This window comes from Streptomyces sp. NPDC058653, from assembly GCF_042716895.1.
In the GTDB taxonomy this organism is placed as follows: Bacteria; Actinomycetota; Actinomycetes; order Streptomycetales; family Streptomycetaceae; genus Streptomyces.
In genome coordinates this window covers 1-16161 of sequence record NZ_JBHXRM010000040.1, presented here as the reverse complement: position 1 = coordinate 16161, position 16161 = coordinate 1, and the positions used below count along the sequence as shown (strand labels likewise).

The 16161-nt window shown below is 72.0% G+C and carries 13 protein-coding genes; 5 read left to right on the top strand and 8 right to left on the bottom strand.

Features of this window, described 5'->3' with window-relative positions:
• Positions 1–147: 147 nt before the first annotated feature.
• A complete protein-coding gene (locus tag ACFWU9_RS27975) occupies positions 148–591 on the bottom strand; it encodes an MGMT family protein (RefSeq protein ID WP_384323184.1) in 444 nt (147 codons plus the stop codon).
• Between the two features lie 197 nt (positions 592–788).
• On the opposite strand from ACFWU9_RS27975, the gene ACFWU9_RS27970 reads away from it, so the two are divergent.
• Together ACFWU9_RS27970 and ACFWU9_RS27965 are read left to right on the top strand one after the other, a co-directional pair.
• On the top strand, positions 789–3587 hold the full coding sequence (locus ACFWU9_RS27970; protein ID WP_384323182.1) for a lysylphosphatidylglycerol synthase domain-containing protein: 2799 nt from the start codon (positions 789–791) through the stop codon (positions 3585–3587).
• A 131-nt stretch (positions 3588–3718) separates the two neighbouring features.
• Complete coding sequence (locus tag ACFWU9_RS27965; RefSeq protein ID WP_384323294.1) at positions 3719–5371, top strand: alpha/beta hydrolase; 1653 nt, start codon at positions 3719–3721, stop codon at positions 5369–5371.
• A gap of 120 nt (positions 5372–5491) precedes the next feature.
• Here ACFWU9_RS27965 and moeZ read toward each other — a convergent pair whose 3' ends face one another.
• The 7 genes from moeZ to ACFWU9_RS27930 all read right to left on the bottom strand — a co-directional run bounded on the left by moeZ (position 5492) and on the right by ACFWU9_RS27930 (position 14418).
• On the bottom strand, positions 5492–6670 hold the full coding sequence (moeZ, locus tag ACFWU9_RS27960; RefSeq protein ID WP_384323179.1) for an adenylyltransferase/sulfurtransferase MoeZ: 1179 nt from the start codon (positions 6668–6670) through the stop codon (positions 5492–5494).
• 71 nt (positions 6671–6741) lie between these two features.
• Complete coding sequence (locus ACFWU9_RS27955; RefSeq protein WP_384323177.1) at positions 6742–7503, bottom strand: spherulation-specific family 4 protein; 762 nt, start codon at positions 7501–7503, stop codon at positions 6742–6744.
• Positions 7491–8474, bottom strand: coding sequence for an NAD-dependent epimerase/dehydratase family protein (locus tag ACFWU9_RS27950; protein WP_384323175.1), 984 nt, complete (start codon positions 8472–8474; stop codon positions 7491–7493). The genes ACFWU9_RS27955 and ACFWU9_RS27950 overlap by 13 nt, the downstream gene beginning before the upstream one ends.
• Before the next feature lie 180 nt (positions 8475–8654).
• Positions 8655–9812, bottom strand: coding sequence for a hypothetical protein (locus tag ACFWU9_RS27945; protein ID WP_384323174.1), 1158 nt, complete (start codon positions 9810–9812; stop codon positions 8655–8657).
• Positions 9805–11658 (bottom strand): glycosyltransferase, encoded by a 1854-nt coding sequence (locus tag ACFWU9_RS27940; protein WP_384323292.1) that lies wholly within the window; start codon positions 11656–11658, stop codon positions 9805–9807. Before ACFWU9_RS27940 ends, ACFWU9_RS27945 begins: the two co-directional genes overlap by 8 nt.
• A 208-nt stretch (positions 11659–11866) precedes the next feature.
• The gene (locus ACFWU9_RS27935) at positions 11867–13327 is read right to left on the bottom strand and encodes a DUF3152 domain-containing protein (RefSeq protein WP_384323172.1); all 1461 of its coding nucleotides are present in this window, start codon (positions 13325–13327) and stop codon (positions 11867–11869) included.
• Positions 13328–13335: 8 nt separating this feature from the next.
• Positions 13336–14418 carry an alpha/beta fold hydrolase gene (locus ACFWU9_RS27930; protein ID WP_384323170.1) on the bottom strand — a complete coding sequence of 361 codons (1083 nt, stop codon included), beginning with the start codon at positions 14416–14418 and terminating at the stop codon, positions 13336–13338.
• 168 nt (positions 14419–14586) lie between these two features.
• On the opposite strand from ACFWU9_RS27930, the gene ACFWU9_RS27925 reads away from it, so the two are divergent.
• From ACFWU9_RS27925 to ACFWU9_RS27915, 3 genes are all read left to right on the top strand, one after another.
• Entirely contained in the window at positions 14587–14853 is a 267-nt protein-coding gene (locus tag ACFWU9_RS27925) for a hypothetical protein (protein WP_384323168.1), read from the top strand.
• A gap of 200 nt (positions 14854–15053) precedes the next feature.
• The gene (locus ACFWU9_RS27920) at positions 15054–15704 is read left to right on the top strand and encodes a TetR/AcrR family transcriptional regulator (RefSeq protein WP_384323166.1); all 651 of its coding nucleotides are present in this window, start codon (positions 15054–15056) and stop codon (positions 15702–15704) included.
• Between the two features lie 183 nt (positions 15705–15887).
• Positions 15888–16115 (top strand): DUF3107 domain-containing protein, encoded by a 228-nt coding sequence (locus tag ACFWU9_RS27915; RefSeq protein WP_329381979.1) that lies wholly within the window; start codon positions 15888–15890, stop codon positions 16113–16115.
• Positions 16116–16161 lie beyond the last annotated feature (46 nt).

Genomic DNA, 16161 nt, shown 5'->3' with positions numbered 1-16161 from the left:
AGCGGCGGCGTGAATGCGGCGGGTCCGGCCGATGATCTGACGGACGTCGCGGGCGCCATGGGTCGCGCGCCGAGCGGGTCTCGTCATCCGTACGGTCCTCGGCCCACTCGCGGGACCTCCCGCCGCGCGGCGGAATGTCAGAAGCTGTCAGGTGTGAGCAGCATCGCCCGTACCAGCGTCCGTTTCCGGCGGCCGGCCGTCCCATCGCGCCCGTTTCATGTCCAGGCGCGGCAGATGGCCTTCGGAGGCGCGCGAGGCCTCCCGCAACGGGGTGCCCTCCTCGCGGTAGTGGGCCAGTGCCCGCAGCTCATGACCGGCCAGCAGCACACCGTCCGAGCGGACCACGCGCCACCAGGGCACTGCCCCGCCGTACAGCGCCATCGCGCGGCCGACCTGCCGGGGGCCGCCCTCGCCGAGCCACTCGGCGACATCGCCGTACGCCATCACCCGGCCGGGCGGGATCAGGTCGGCGACGTCGAGCACCCGCTCCGCGTACTCGGGCAGTGCTCCTGTCCCCTCTTCGGGCGGCTCTCCGCGCGTCCCGTCGGACTTGTCTGGCTTGTCGGGCTCGTCGCTCCTCATCCGCCCCATACTGCCCCACGGCACCGACAGTCGGCCCGGTCGACGGCCCCGGCCGGACGACATGCGCGGGGGCCGTGGCAGGGCCGACGCGGCGTTCCCCAATGCACCCTGATACCCCCCTCTGTCACCCTGGCGTGCCACCATCATCCGGGCGGTGACTGGTGATACGAGATCAAGAAGACACGGATTCGACGAAGGAGCAGGGCGTGCAACCACCGACGGTGGCGGGCACCCCTGACGCCGAACCGCGCCCGGAACCGCAGCCGGAAGAGGCCCCCGACGGCGGTACGCGGACCATGCCCGGCAGCCATGCCCAGAAGCCGCGCTCCCGCGCCAACGCCGAGACCGGCACCGACGCCGGCAAGGGGACGGAGGGGACGGACGGCGGGAACGTCCCCCCGGGGAGCCACGCCGACCCGCTCTCCGGGGACGAACCGCTGCTCGCCGCCCGCGTGCACCGCCCGTCCGATCTGCTGCGCCTGCTCATCGGCGTCCTCGCCATCGCCGTCGTCATCGCCCTCTCCGCGTTCGCCCACGGCACCACGTCCGGGCTGGAACAGGACATCAGCAAGGGCACCGGCCAGGCCCCCGACCTGCTCGTCAAGGTCGCCGGCCTGATCTCCAGCATCGCCGTGCTGCTCGTCCCGGTCGCCTTCGCGATCGAACGGCTGATCAAACGCGACGGCCTGCGCATCGCGGACGGCGTCCTCGCCGCCGTCCTCGCGCACGGCGTCACGCTCGCCACCGATCTCTGGGTGGCCCGCGCGGCACCCGGATCCATCCAGGACGCGCTCACCCGCGCACAGCCGGGTGAAGGGCTCACCGACCCCGTCCACGGCTATCTCGCCCCCGTCATCGCCTATATGACCGCCGTCGGGATGGCCCGCAGACCCCGCTGGCGCGTCGTGCTGTGGGTGGTGCTGCTGCTCGACGCGTTCGCGATGCTGGTCGCGGGCTACACCACCCCGTTCTCGATCATCCTCACCGTGCTGATCGGCTGGACCGTCGCGTACGGCACGCTCTACACGGTCGGCTCGCCCAACGTACGGCCCACGGGCCAGACACTGATGGCGGGTCTTCGCCATGTGGGTTTCCGGCCCGTCAGCGCGATGCGCGCCGAGCCGGAGGAGGGCGGCGACACCTCCGAACAGGGCGAACGGGGCCGCCGCTATCTGGTGACCCTCGACGAGGGCCCACCGCTGGACGTCACGGTCGTCGACCGCGAACAGCAGGCCCAGGGCTTCTTCTACCGGGTCTGGCGCCAGCTCACCCTGCGCTCGATCACCACCCGCCGCTCCATCCCCTCCCTGCGCCAGGCGCTGGAACAGGAAGCGCTCCTCGCGTACGCCGCGATCGCCGCCGGCGCCAACGCCCCCAAGCTGATCGCCACCTCCGAACTCGGCCCCGACGCCGTCATCCTGGTGTACGAGCACATGGGCGGCCGTTCCCTGGACTCGCTCGCGGACGACGAGATCACCGACGAGCTGGTGCGCGGCGCCTGGGAGCAGGTCAGGGCCCTCCAGTCGCGCCGTATCGCCCATCGCAGGCTCACCGGTGACGCGCTGCTGGTCGACCGGGACGGCAAGGTGATCGTCACCGATCTGCGGGGCGGCGAGATCGCCGCGGGCGACGTGGTGCTGCGGATGGACATCGCGCAGCTCCTCACCACCGTCGGGCTGCGCATCGGCGCCGAACGCGCGGTGGCCACCGCGGTGGACGTCCTCGGCCCCGACACCGTCGCCGACTGTCTGCCGCTGCTCCAGCCGATCGCGCTCAGCCGGTCCACCCGCACGACACTGCGCCGGCTCGCCCGTGAGCGGTCCCAGCGGGAGCGCGACGCGGTGCTGCGCGCGTCGGAGGCGGCCAAACGCGCCCGTACGGGGGATGTGACGGAGGCGAGCACCGACGCGGAGCGCAAGGCCGCCCGCCGGTCGCTGCGCGCGGAGAAGCAGGCCGAGAAGAAGGCCATGGACGACGCGCTCGACGAGGTGCGCGAGGAGGATCTGCTCTCCCAGATCCGGGGCCAGGTGCTGCTGATCAGACCGCAGGCGCCGGTCGAACCGGTCCGGCTGGAGCGCATCCGGCCGCGCACGCTCGTCAGCCTCATCGCGGGCGCGATCGCCGCGTACTTCCTGCTCTCCCAGCTCGCCGGGATCGACTTCGGCAATGTGTTCGGCCATACGCACTGGGGCTGGGTGGCCGCCGCCGTCCTGTTCTCCAGCCTCAGCTATCTCGCCGCCGCGATGAGCCTGCTCGGCTTCGTACCGGAACGGGTGAGCTTCCTACGGACGGTCGTCGCACAGGTCGCCGGGTCCTTCGTCAAGATCGTCGCACCGGCGGCGGTCGGCGGGGTGGCGCTCAACACCCGCTTCCTGCAACGCGCGGGTGTGCGCCCGGGGCTCGCCGTGGCCAGCGTCGGCGCCTCGCAGCTCTTCGGGCTCGGGGCGCACATCCTGCTGCTGCTGGCCTTCGGCTATCTCACCGGTACGGAGAAGACCACCTCGCTCACCCCGTCGAGGACGGTCATCGCGGGGCTGCTGACCGTCGCCGTACTGGTGCTGGTCGTCACCGCGATCCCCTTCCTCAGGAAGTTCGTGGTGACGCGGCTGCGCTCGCTGTTCGCGGGTGTGGTGCCGCGCATGCTGGACGTGCTCCAGCGGCCGATGAAGCTCGTCACCGGCATCGGCGGGATGCTGCTGCTGACCGGGCTGTTCGTGATGTGCCTGGACGCGTCGATCCGGGCCTTCGACAACGGGAATCAGCAGCTCAGTTACGCGAGCCTCGCCGTGGTGTTCCTGGCCGGCAACGCGCTGGGGTCGGCCGCGCCGACGCCGGGCGGTGTGGGCGCCGTCGAGGGCGCGCTGACGATCGGTCTGATCGCGACGGGGGTGCCCAAGGAGGTCGCGGCCCCCGCCGTACTGCTGTACCGGATGATGACGCTGTGGCTGCCGGTGCTGCCCGGCTGGATCTGCTTCAACCACCTCACGCGCAAGGGAGCTCTCTGACGCCCTCTCCGGGGCCCTCGGACCCGTCCGCCCGGCCCGTCCCCGGGAGGGCTCTCGGAGCGGCGCCACCACCCGCCTGGACCCCGGGCCGCGCGCCGCTCCCCCGCACGACGCACCATGGGGGGATGCCGATGCCCTCCCTCTCCGCCTCCGCAGAACCCGCCAGGCACCGCCGCCGGACACTGACCGCCGTCACGGCCGTCACCCTCCTCACGCTGGTGGCCGCCGGATGCTCGGACTCCGGCTCCGACTCCGGCAGCGGCGGCCGGACGGAGCGGAGCAGCCAGAACGAGCAGGACGGTCAGAACACGACCGACCAGACCGCCCCGCCCTCGGACCTGACCTCCCAGAAGCTGGACTGGAAGCCCTGCCCGGCCCCGTCGGCGGCGGAGGGCGGCGGTACGGCCCCGTCGCCGCTGCCCGGCGGCACCAAGTGGGAGTGCGCCTCCATGGCCGCCCCGCTGGACTACGCGAAGCCCAAGGGCGACACGATCGACCTGGCGCTGATCCGGGCCCGGACGAGCGACCCGGACAAGCGCATCGGCTCCCTCGTCTTCAACTTCGGCGGCCCCGGCGGCTCCGGTGTGACCGGACTGCCGTCCTTCGGCAAGGACTACGAGAAGCTGCGCACCCGCTACGACCTGGTCAGCTTCGACCCGCGCGGGGTCGGCCGCAGCGACCCCGTGGAGTGCAGGAACGACAAGCAGCTCGACGCGTACTACGCGAGGGACATGACCCCCGACGACAGCGCCGAGCAGAAGGCGTACATCGACGGCCTCAAGTGGTACGCGAGCGGCTGCGAGCGGGATTCGGGCAAGGAACTCCCGCACGTCGGCACCGTCAACGCCGCGCGCGACATGGACCTGATGCGCCAGGTCCTCGGCGACGACAAGTTCAACTACTTCGGGATCTCGTACGGCACCGAACTGGGCGGCGTCTACGCCCATCTGTTCCCGAAGACCGTGGGCCACGCCGTCTTCGACGCCGTCGTGGACCCGAGCGCCACCACCGAACAGGGCTCGCTCGGCCAGGCCGAGGGCTTCCAGCTCGCCCTCACCAACTTCGCGAAGGACTGTGTGAGCCGCGGCGACGCGTGCCAGTTGCCGGGCAGCACGCCGCAGGAGATCGAGGACTTCGTCGTCGCGCTGCTCGACCGGCTCGACAAGAAGCCGATCACCGGCCTGGGCGGGCGGAAGCTCACCGAGACCCAGGCCACCAACGGCATCGCCCAGGCGCTCTATTCGAAGGAGTTCTGGCCGCTGCTCGAACAGGGCCTGGACGAGGCCGACGGCGGTAACGGCGCACTGCTGCTCGTCCTGTCGGACGCGATGAACGGCCGCAACGAGAAGGGCCAGTACAGCAACATCCAGGCGGCCAACGCGGCGGTCAACTGCGTGGACTCCAAGGAGCGCTTCACCCTCGCGCAGACGAAGGCCAAGCTTCCCGAATTCCGCGAGGCGTCGCCGGTCTTCGGCGACTTCCTGGGCTGGAGCCTGCTGGGCTGCTCCGAGTGGCCGGTGCCGGGCCAGCAGGAGAGGCCCGACGTCAGCGCGCCGGGTTCGGCACCGATCCTGGTCATCGGCAACACCGGTGACCCGGCCACACCGTTCGAGGGCGCGCAGGCGATGGCGAAGGCGCTCGGCAAGGGCGTCGGCGTGGAGCTGACGTTCGAGGGCCAGGGGCACGGCGCGTACAACAGCGGCAACCGGTGCGTACAGGACGCCGTCAACGGCTATCTGCTGGACAACAAGGTGCCGAAGGCCGGGACGGTCTGCCGGAGCTGAGGCGGCCGTACGCCGCCCGCATACGGAGGAGGCGGCGGCACGGGCGCGCCGTACGTAGGAGGCCGGTCCACGGGTTGCGTGGACCGGCCTCCTCCTACGGATGCGCCTCGTTCGGGTGGATCAGTAGATCGGCTTCTCCGGCTCGATCTGGTTGACCCAGCCCACCACTCCGCCGCCGACGTGCACGGCGTCGGCGAAGCCCGCCGACTTCAGCACCGCCAGCACTTCCGCACTGCGGACACCCGTCTTGCAGTTCAAGACGATCTTCTTGTCCTGCGGCAGGTCCTGGAGCGCGTTCCCCATCAGGAACTCGTTCTTCGGGATCAGCCTGGCGCCCGGGATGGAGACGATCTCGAACTCGTTCGGCTCCCGCACATCGATGAGCTCGATGTTCTCGCCGTCGTCGATCCACTCCTTGAGCTGCTTCGGAGTGATCGTCGAACCGGCCGCCGCCACCTGCGCCTCCTCGGACACGACGCCGCAGAAGGCCTCGTAGTCGATGAGTTCGGTGACGGTCGGGTTCTCGCCGCAGACCGCGCAGTCGGGGTCCTTGCGGACCTTGACCTGGCGGTACTGCATCTCCAGCGCGTCGTAGATCATCAGACGGCCGAGCAGCGGCTCGCCGATGCCCGCGAGGAGCTTGATCGCCTCGTTGACCTGGATGGACCCGATCGACGCGCACAGCACGCCGAGGACGCCGCCCTCGGCGCAGCTCGGCACCATGCCGGGCGGCGGCGGCTCCGGGTAGAGGCAGCGGTAGCAGGGACCGTGCTCGGACCAGAAGACGCTCGCCTGACCGTCGAAGCGGTAGATCGAGCCCCAGACGTACGGCTTGCCCAGCAGCACACACGCGTCGTTGACCAGATAGCGGGTGGCGAAGTTGTCCGTGCCGTCCACGATCAGGTCGTACTGGGAGAAGATCTCCATGACGTTCTCGGACTCGAGCCGCTCCTCGTGAAGGACGACCTTCACCAGCGGGTTGATACCGAGGACGGAGTCACGTGCGGACGCGGCCTTCGAGCGGCCGATGTCCGCCTGGCTGTGGATGATCTGCCGCTGGAGATTCGACTCGTCGACCTCGTCGAACTCCACGATGCCGAGCGTTCCGACACCGGCCGCGGCCAGATACATGAGCGCGGGCGAGCCGAGCCCGCCGGCGCCCACGACGAGCACCTTCGCGTTCTTCAGCCGCTTCTGCCCGTCCATCCCGACGTCCGGGATGATCAGATGACGGGAGTACCTGCGGACCTCGTCGACGGTGAGCTCGGCAGCGGGCTCGACCAGGGGTGGCAGCGACACAGGGACCTCAACAGGGGATTGGTCGATTGGTCAGTACGTTTGTTCCTCCAGTAACACTGCCACGCACCTTCTCATTCCGAGACACCCGGTCCGATGTGCGAGACGATTTCGTCCCAGTAGCCGGGCAGTGCCGCGAATGGACTGTTCTGTCCTGTTCGCTCGTCGTGATCGCTCCGGTCGGTGAAGAAGATCGTGCCCGCGCCCTGCCAGCGGGCGATCCGCACCGCCTCCTCCAGATGGACCCGGGGCACCCCGTGCACAAGGTGGACGAAACGCTCCGGCGGATGGTCCGCCGTCCACTCGGCCACCTGTGACCAGCGATAGTCGGTCCACGGTCCGTAGAAGGTGACCAACTGGTCGGCGATGTCGGCGTATCCGTCGTACGGATGCGTGCCGTGACCGAGGACCAGATGCCCGCCGGGCGCGACCGTGTCCAGCGTCGCCGCCGTGCGTCCGACGTCGGAGAGGTACGAGGCGTCCGCGGGACACCGGTCCAGATAGAAACCGTCCACGCGGTACCAGTCGTGGAAGTCGTGCGCCTCGCTGACGATCTCGCCGAAGCTCCGCGCCCCGTACGCGAGATCGAGATGCCCGAGCACGCGCACGCCCGCGTTCCTGAGCCGGCCCGCGGCCTCCAGACAGTGCGGGTCCGGCATGCTCCCGGGCCCGTCGGCGACGTTGAGCACGGCCCAGTGCAACGGCGTTCCGGGGCGGGTCAGTTCGGCCCACTCGACCGGGGCGAGCAGAGGATGCGCGTAACCGGGGACTCCGAAGCCGAGCCTGGCGGAGCCGGTGGCCGACCGGCTGCTTCCGGCGGTTCTCAGATGCGACACGCCGCCTCCATCCAGATGTCGGCGAGGGACTCCTCCAGATTGATCCGGGGCCGCCAGCCGAGCCGGTCGCGCGCGGTGCGCACATCGGCCTGCTGCCAGCCGCCGCAGCCGTCGGGGTACGGGAACGGGCCGCCGCCGCCCAACTGCTCGGAGGGGTGCTCACCGCGCTGCGGGCCGAGGGTGGCGTGTCCGTGCGCGGGGCGCTGCGGGCCGGGGGGCGCGTCCAGTTCGTGGAGCGCGCCGCCGTACCCTGCGACCCTCGCGAGGACGGCCGCGGCGTCCCTGAGCCTGACCGCGCGCCCCGTACCGATGTTGACGACGCCCTGTGCGGCGGAGAGCGAGGCGGCGTGCACGGCCCGCGCCACGTCGCGTACGTCCACGAAGTCGCGCTGCACGCCGAGCCCGCTGAGCTTCAGCTCGCCGTCGCCGGACTGGATGGCGCGGCGCATCGCCTCGGCGAGCCGACCGAGGGGGGAGCCTGCGGGCGTGCCGGGTCCGACGGGCGAGAAGACCCGGAGCACGACGGCGTCGAGTCCGGCGCCGAGGACCAGCTCGCTGGCGGCCAGCTTGCTCACGCCGTACGGGCCGCCGGGCCGTGGCACCGCGTCCTCGGCGGTGGACGAGCCGGGCTGGGAGGGCCCGTACTCGGAGGAGCAGCCGAGCTGGACGAGCCGGGCGCCGCAGCCGCTGCGCCGCAGCGCCTCGCAGACGGTCGCGACGGCGACGGTGTTGTGCCGGGTCAGGTCGCGGGCGCCGCCCCGGGTGGCGCCCGCGCAGTTGATGACGACTCCCGGATGGACGGCGTCCAGGAAGCGGGTGAGGGCTCCGGGACTGCCGCCGGCGAGGTCGAACCGTACGTCGGCGTCGTCGCCCCGGCCGAGCGCGGTCAGATGCACGGCCGGGTCGGCGAGCAGCCGGTCGGCGACGAAGCGCCCGAGGAAACCGTTGGCACCGAGCAGCAGGACCCTCATCGCGCTGCCCCTTGGTTCCGACGCGCCGGTGCTGGGGGTTGAGGGGTCATGTTCTGTCGTCTCCTTAGAGGTGTTGCCGTGTGCTTCGGGTTACGCCCGCGGCGTCGGCTCCGCGGGAGGTCTGTGGGTCCGGAGGTGCGGCCCGGACGGGGGTGTGCGCCGGAGGTCGGTGGCCTCCGGTCAGGTGTGGGCCGAGGCCCGGGACAGTGCGACGGTGGTGGGGATCAGCAGCCCGAGCGCGGCGGCGCCGCAGGCGACGGCCGGTACGGCTCCGGCGCCCCACGCCTCGACGAGGGCCCGGACGGGGACGGAGAGGGACTCGAAGCCGGGCACGCGGCCCAGCGACGCGAGGACGAGGGCCAGCGCCTCGGCGGCGCAGGCGGTGGCGAGGCCGGCCGCCGCCGCCCTGGGGAAGCCGTGGACGGTGAGCAGCCGGGCGAGGAGCAGCAGGGAGCCGAGGGCGACCGTCGCGGCGGGGTGGCCCTGGCCCGCGCCCCGGCCACCGCCGACGACGAGTTCGGCGAGGAGCGCGAGGGCGGTCAGCACGACGGCGTAGAGGGCGAGCAGCCCGAGCAGCACGGGCCGGGTGCGGGAGGCGAACTCGGCCAGTACCCGGCTCTCGCCGAGCCCGCGCCGGGCCCGTACGGCCAGCAGATGGGCGCACCAGGCGGCGGGGGCCACGGCGAGCGCCAGGGCGAGCAGCGGTGCCGCCGCGTGGGCCAGTGGCTCCGTCGCGTGCGGCGTGCCGCCGGCCGTCGCGTGGGTCGGTCCGTCGCCGTACAGCACGTACGCGAGCAGCCAGCACACCCACAGGCAGGAGACGTGTGCCTTGTGGTCCTCGACGCGCAGCGGGCCGCGGCGGAGGGCGACGGCGAGCGCGGTGGCGAGGGCGACGGCCCCCGCCACGCCTATCGCGAGCCGTACCCCGCCGGGGGCGCCGTCGGCGTACCGCAGGGCGACGACGGCCGCGGCGCACACGGCGCCCGGGAGCAGGGTGCGCAGCGCCCATCGGGCGCGCGGATCGGCGGAGCGCGCGGGGTGTGGCGTGGCCGACCCGGAGGTGTCCGCGGGACTGTCCGTGGCGCGCGGCACGCGCGCGTACAGCTCCTCGGCGAGCGAGAAGACGTCCCGGTGCCGGAAGCGGGCGGCGGCCCTGTCGGTGACACCGTGCGCCTCCAGGCCCGCCGCGATCTCCAGCGGGTCGACGGCGCGTTCGCACAGTTCGCGGTGGCTGTGCAGCAGTGTCCTGACAGGGTCGGCCGGGCCCGGACGCCGCGCGGGTCTCGTGCTGAGCAGGGGGACGGTGGCCCCCTCGGGTGTGGTGCCCGGGTCAGACATCGCTCTCCCCCAGGGCCGGTCCGGCGCCCACGCCGACCGCCTCCGTAGGACGCGAGGCCCGAGGAGCGGCGGGTAAGGAGAGGGGAAGCGGCGGCAGGGTCAGCGGTACGGAGGGCACGGGCTCTGGCCTCGGCAGGGTCCTCGCCTGTCCGGTGGTCCAGTGCCCCGGTACGTACGCCTCCGCCGGGTTGGCGAACGGCAGCGGCTCGCCGTGCGCGTCCACCGTCTCGGCCGGGCGCCGGACCGGGTCGTGCGAGATCAGCTCCAGATAGATGGAGCGGAACGCCGCCAGGTTCTGCTCGACGGTGAAGAGTTCGAGGGCGCGCGCGCGGGCGGCGGCGCCGAGCCGTGCGCGCCGCTCCGGGTCGCGCAACAGCGCGAGGCAGGCGTCGGCGAGCGCCCGCGGATTGCGCGGGGGCACGACGAGCCCCGTACCACCGATGACTTCGACGACCGCTCCGACGTCGGTGGAGACCGTCGCGCGTCCGCAGAACATCGCCTCGACCAGGCTGACCGGGAAGCCCTCGACGATGCTGGACAGGACGACCACCGCGCCCGCCGCGTAGGCGTCCACCAGTTCGGGGGCGCCGGGCCCGCCGACCTGCTCGAACAAAACGGGGTTGTCGCCCGCCGCGTGCGCGTCCGCCGCCTCGTCGGGGAACAACTGGGCGGCCAGCGCCCGGCAGTGGGCGAGATACGCCGTCGCCTCCGCGCCCTGCGCGGCGGCGCCGATGATCCGCAGCCGGGCCTCGGGCTCCTCCTTACGGATGTCGGCGAAGGCGTGCAGCAGGGAGATGAGGTCCTTGGCGGGCTCGATCCGCCCGACCCATACGAGGGTGCGGGGATCACCGCCGCCACCACCGCCACTGCCCTCACCGCCCTGGCTGCCGCGACCGCGTTCGAGGCCCTCGCCGAGCGCCGAGAAGCGCTCGGTCTCCATGCCGGGATAGACGGTGCGCAGTTTGGCGCGGTCGGCGCCGCAGCGCTCCTGCCAGCGTCTGGCGTGGGTGTTCCCGGAAGTGATGACGGTGGCCCCTCGGTAGACCTCGGCGGCGAGCCGGCCCTGGAAGGCCCCGAGCAGGGCGCGCACCGGCGCGCGCAGGGGCGCCTCTCCCCCGGGTCCGGCGGCCAGGTAGTGGGCGCGGAGCTGGCTCCCGTACTCGGTGACCAGCAGCGGCGCGCCGAAGAAGCGTTTGCCCAGAAGTCCGGGCAGCGCCGCGGATCCGCCCGTCGTCGCGTGGCACAGATCGACGGCGCCGATGCCGTCGTCGTCGTACCAGTCGAGGGAGAGCGGGCGCAGCGCCCGCTCCAAGTGGTCGGCGAAGACCAGGTGGTCGGGGACGGTGGCACCGCGCACGCTCCGGCGTGCGCGAGGGGCGTGGCAGACGGACTCCAGGACGCGTACGGCGGCCTCCGAGCGCAGCGCGGTGGGCAGCCCGCCGTGGTCGCGCGCCAGTTCGGCGAGCCCGTACAGCCCTTCGGCGAAGGCGGTCTCGCGGTCGCCGGTTCCGCCCTCACCCTCGCCCTCACCCGCGCCGGGGTCGGGGTCGGGGTCGGGGTCGCAGACGGCGGTCAGCAGATCCCGGAAGTGCCTCACGAAGCGCCGTCGTTCGCGCCGTCCGTACGCCCTCCCGTCGCCCTCCGCCGACCACAGGGACGCGGTGCGCACCCTCAGTACGGAGGACGGCAGCTGGATCCAGCCGTCGCCCTCCTGGAGGGCGCTGCGGCTGAGCGCGTAGATGTCGAACTCGTGCTGCGCGAGCCCGCGTACGAGCCGGTCGCACCAGAGCCTGGACTCACCCGTGGCGTACGGGTAGCCACCGTCCGTGAGCAGTCCGATCCGCACGAGCACACCCCGATCTCCCTTGTGGGAAGCCGCCGTTGGATCGGCGACTCACAGCGGGACGACCGTAAGCGGACATGACGGGGGAACGACGGACGGTTGTCCGTCACACCACCAGAAGGGGTGAATGCACGTAACTTTCCCACCGCGGTAGCGTTCCGTCGCGGTAAGGAGCCATTCGGTGACGGCGCGTCAGGTGCGGGCCGACGTCTCAATTACCGGGGAACGCCCACGGGTTGGGCCTGCACTTCACGCCGTCGAGATCGAGCGTCTTGGTCTGCTGCTGCATCACCGGGGCGAGCGTGCCGGGTGTCTGGCAGCTCACGTGGCCGTGTCCGAGCCGGTGCCCGACCTCATGGTTGATCAGCATCTGCCGGTAGGTGAACATCGCCTTGGAGCCGTACGTCTTGGCCCCCCGCGCCCAGCGGTACGCGTTGATCATCACGCGATCGGTCGCGGCGGAGTCGCAGGACACGTTGTCGACGGTGGTGTCGAGCCCGGACTTGGCGCACCACTCGGCCGTGGTCCCGGGGCTGGCCAGCGTTATCACGAAGTCGGGCGACTCTCCGGAGACCCGTTCGAAGGTCATGGCGCCGTCGTGGGCCCAACTCCGGTCGTCGTTCAGCGTTCTCTGCACGGCGTCGGCGAACAGCTTCGCGTCGAGCCCGAGGCCCTTCTCGACATCGATCCGATAGCGGACCTTGCGGCCCTCGCCGGGCGCCTTCGCCAGTCCGGGCACGGCCTCGAACTCGCCGGGACCCTTCAGATCGGCGGCCAGCGGGAACTGCTTGGCCATCAGCTGGGAGTACGTCAGCGGCAGCGCCGGGGCCCCGGCCGCGGGCCCCTTCGAGGGGATCGTCCTGCCGTCGGAGCGCGAGGCGGGTCCGTCACCCTCACGGGCGAGCCCGCCGGAGGGCAGCGCGTCGGCGCGGGGGCCGCTGCCGTCGGTGACCTGGCCGGCCACCACGACGGCGAGCACCGTGGTCACGGCGGCCGCCGCGATTCCGGTGAAGGTGCGCCCCAGGCTGCCCTTCTCCGGCCGTTCCCTGTCACCGTCGGCGTCCGCCGCGTCGGGGTCGTCCCGGTCGGAGCCGCGGCCGGAGTCGGCCGCGAAGGCCGCGCGGGGGCGGCTGCTCTCGTCGTCCCAGTCGGTGACGGAGGCGTACGGATCGGGCCGCCACTGCGCGGAGTCGGTGCCGAGGCCCGTACCGGCGCCGGCGCCGCCTCCGTAAGGAGAGGGCGGCGCGTCGAAGGCGTCGACGAACTCACGGCGCGGTCCCGGGACCTGGACCGGGCGCTGCCCGGCGGGCGCCGAACGCGTCTGCCCGCGCGGCCCCTGGGGGTTCTGCGGGTACCGGGCAGGCCCTCCGGGGCCCGCCGGGTACGGGGGGCGCTGCTGCCCGCCGCGGCCGGACGGGTCGTTCTGCCAGTCGCCGTACCGCTGCTGTCCGCCCCAGCCGCCGCCCGGCTCGCGGTGCTCGGGATGGCCGCCCCGTACCTGGGGCACGCCGTGCGCGGGGGTGCCGTACGCGGGTGCGGGGCGTTCGCGCCCGCCGAGGGGCGGCGCGGGGCGCGCCTCCCGTTCACCGGCGGGCGGGCCGCTCACGGTGGAGGCGCGCTTCTTGCTGTCGGACGCCTTGGGCGCGGGGCCTTTACGGCTGTGTCGTCCCACGCCCAGGATCAGCTCCCGCCACTGTCGTTGTCGCCTTCGTGATGAGCGTCGTCATGACCGCCGTTGTCGCCCACGGCGCCGAAGACGCCGCCTTCCCCACCGTCATTACGGGCGGGACGTCCGTTCGTCTCATCCGTCGCCCGTTCCGACTCCTCGATCAGGCTCCGCGCGGCCTCCGCGACCACTTCGGGGTACTCCATCATGGCAACATGCCCCGCGTCCGGAAGCGTCAGGAGGCGGGAATCCCGGAAAGCGTCCGACGCCTTTCGTGCCATTCGGTACGAAACGAGTTGATCCCGCCCTCCGTAGACCAGCAGCGTCGGCGCGAGCACGCGCTCCGCCTGCCGCCACAGCCCTTGCTGTCCGCCGAGAGTGTAGGCGTCCACGAGGCCCCGCGCGGAACGTGTCATCGCCTCCCAGAAGTACGGAAGACGCTGCCGCCGCTCCATCTCCGCCACCGCGTTGCGCAGCCCTTCCTCGGAGACCCGGCTCGGGTCGCCGTAACAGAGGGCCATCACCCCGCGTGTGCGCTGCTCGGCCGACCACTCACGGGTCATGCGCCCGAACATGGTGGCGACACCGGGCAGTGCCAGCAGTGCGGTCGGCACGGCGTTGCGCTGCACCCGGATCTCGGGCAGCGCCGGCGAGACGAGGGTGAGGGTGCGCACCAGGTCGGGCCGGGCGGCGGCGACCCGCGTCGCGACCGCGCCGCCCATGGAGTTGCCGAAGAGATGCACCGCCCGGTGGCCGCCCGCGTCGAGCAGCCGGACAACGGCCCGCGCGTGCGCGGTGATCGAGTAGTTGCGGTCCCCCGGTGGCGGTGAGTCCCCGAAGCCGGGCAGGTCGACCGCCTCGCCGTCGACCACGTCGGCCAGCAGCGGCATCAGGTCGGACCAGTTCTGCGAGGAGCCGCCGAGACCGTGCACGTAGAGCGCGTAGGGCAGCCCTGGGCGGGTCGGCGGCCGTGAGCGCACGTTCAGGTCCAGCCCCGGCAGCGCGACCGAACGGAGCCGCTCGCCGTCGGCGACCCTGACGGCACTCACGCGCGGAACGGCGGCGGCGAGTGTTTCCGGCAGCTCGGTCGAGGACATGCGGCAATGTTACGAGACGATCACGCGCGGGTCCTGGTGTTCACCCTCACAGGAACGCATGGCGTCGCGGGTGGGGACCTCCTACCCTCGTAAGTACGCGTTCGCGTGGGTATTCGCCTCATTTCGCGAATGGAAGACGGAAGACGACCGGAGAAGAAAGGGCGCCCCATGCCGGCGGACCCGAACGACCCGGACACATTCCCGAACGACATCGACAACGGCTTCGACAAGGAAGAGCGGGCGGCCGGGGCGGATTCCGGCGAACTCGAAGAACTCGACGAGGAGACGCCGGAGGCCGACGCCGCCGAGCAGCACACGGACGTGCGCCCGTCGGACGACGATCCCCCGGCCCCCCTCGGTACGGAGGAGGCCGACGAGGCCGACGCCGCTGAGCAGGCGCGTATCGTCTCCGAGGACGAGGACGACTACCGCTGAGTACGTACTCAGGACCGGGTTCGCCTTTTGTCAGCATTGGATACTTTTCTCCGTCGCCGTTCTCACGGCCGGACGGATATCCGGCACCACCGAGTGTCCGGTCCGTGAAATTCTGCGACCTGACCACGCACAGCCGGGTTACCCAAAAGTACGATGGCAAGGCGGCGCACAGCGCGCACGGAACGATTCTGGGAGGCGGCGTGACAGCCATAGAGCAGACCGAGGCGGCGCGCCCGCGAGGCACGCGCCTGCCCCGCCGCGCTCGACGCAATCAGCTTCTGGGCGCGGCTCAGGAAGTCTTCGTCGCACAGGGGTACCACGCCGCCGCGATGGACGACATCGCGGAGCGGGCGGGCGTCAGCAAGCCCGTCCTCTATCAGCACTTCCCCGGGAAGCTGGACCTCTACCTGGCGCTTCTCGACCAGCACTGCGAGGCGCTGCTCCAGGCCGTACGGACGGCCCTGGCCTCCACGACGGACAACAAACTCCGGGTCGCGGCGACGATGGACGCGTACTTCGCCTACGTCGAGGACGAGGGCGGCGCCTTCCGTCTGGTCTTCGAGTCCGACCTGACGAACGAGCCGGCCGTGCGTGAGCGCGTCGACCGGGTGGCGCTCCAGTGCGCGGAGGCGATCTCCGACGTGATCGCGTCGGACACGGGCCTCTCCAAGGAGGAGTCCATGATGCTGGCCGTCGGACTCGGCGGCGTCTCCCAGGTGGTGGCGCGCTACTGGCTCTCCAGCGAGTCGGTCATCCCGCGCGACAAGGCCGTGGAACTTCTCACCTCGCTCGCCTGGCGCGGTATCGCGGGCTTCCCGCTGTACGGCAGCGAGCAGCACCCCGGCGCCTGACCGGGCCTCCGGCGCCCGGCGCGGACCCTGGCGCGGTCCACCGACCGACGGCCGCGCGGCGCGGTCCGTGTTCGCTGCGGGCGTGTCCCGCCACCGTCCGGAGCACCTTCTCCCCGGGCTAATGTGTGCTGCGTACCGCGCGGTTGACCGCGCAACGCACCGACCGTTCGGAGGGACATAGCGGTGGAGGTCAAGATCGGCGTGCAGCACACGCCCCGCGAGATCGTTCTGGAGAGCTCGCAGTCCGCCGAGGACGTCGAGAGCGCCGTGGGCGACGCACTCGCCGGCAAGGCGAAGCTGCTCAGCCTCACGGACGAGAAGGGGCGGAAGGTGCTCGTACCGGCCGAACGGATCGCGTACGTGGAGATCGGCGAGCCGACGACACGACGGGTGGGCTTCGGCCCGCTCTAGACGGCGGAACGGCACCACGACGACAGAGGTGTGGGGGGGGGGGGGG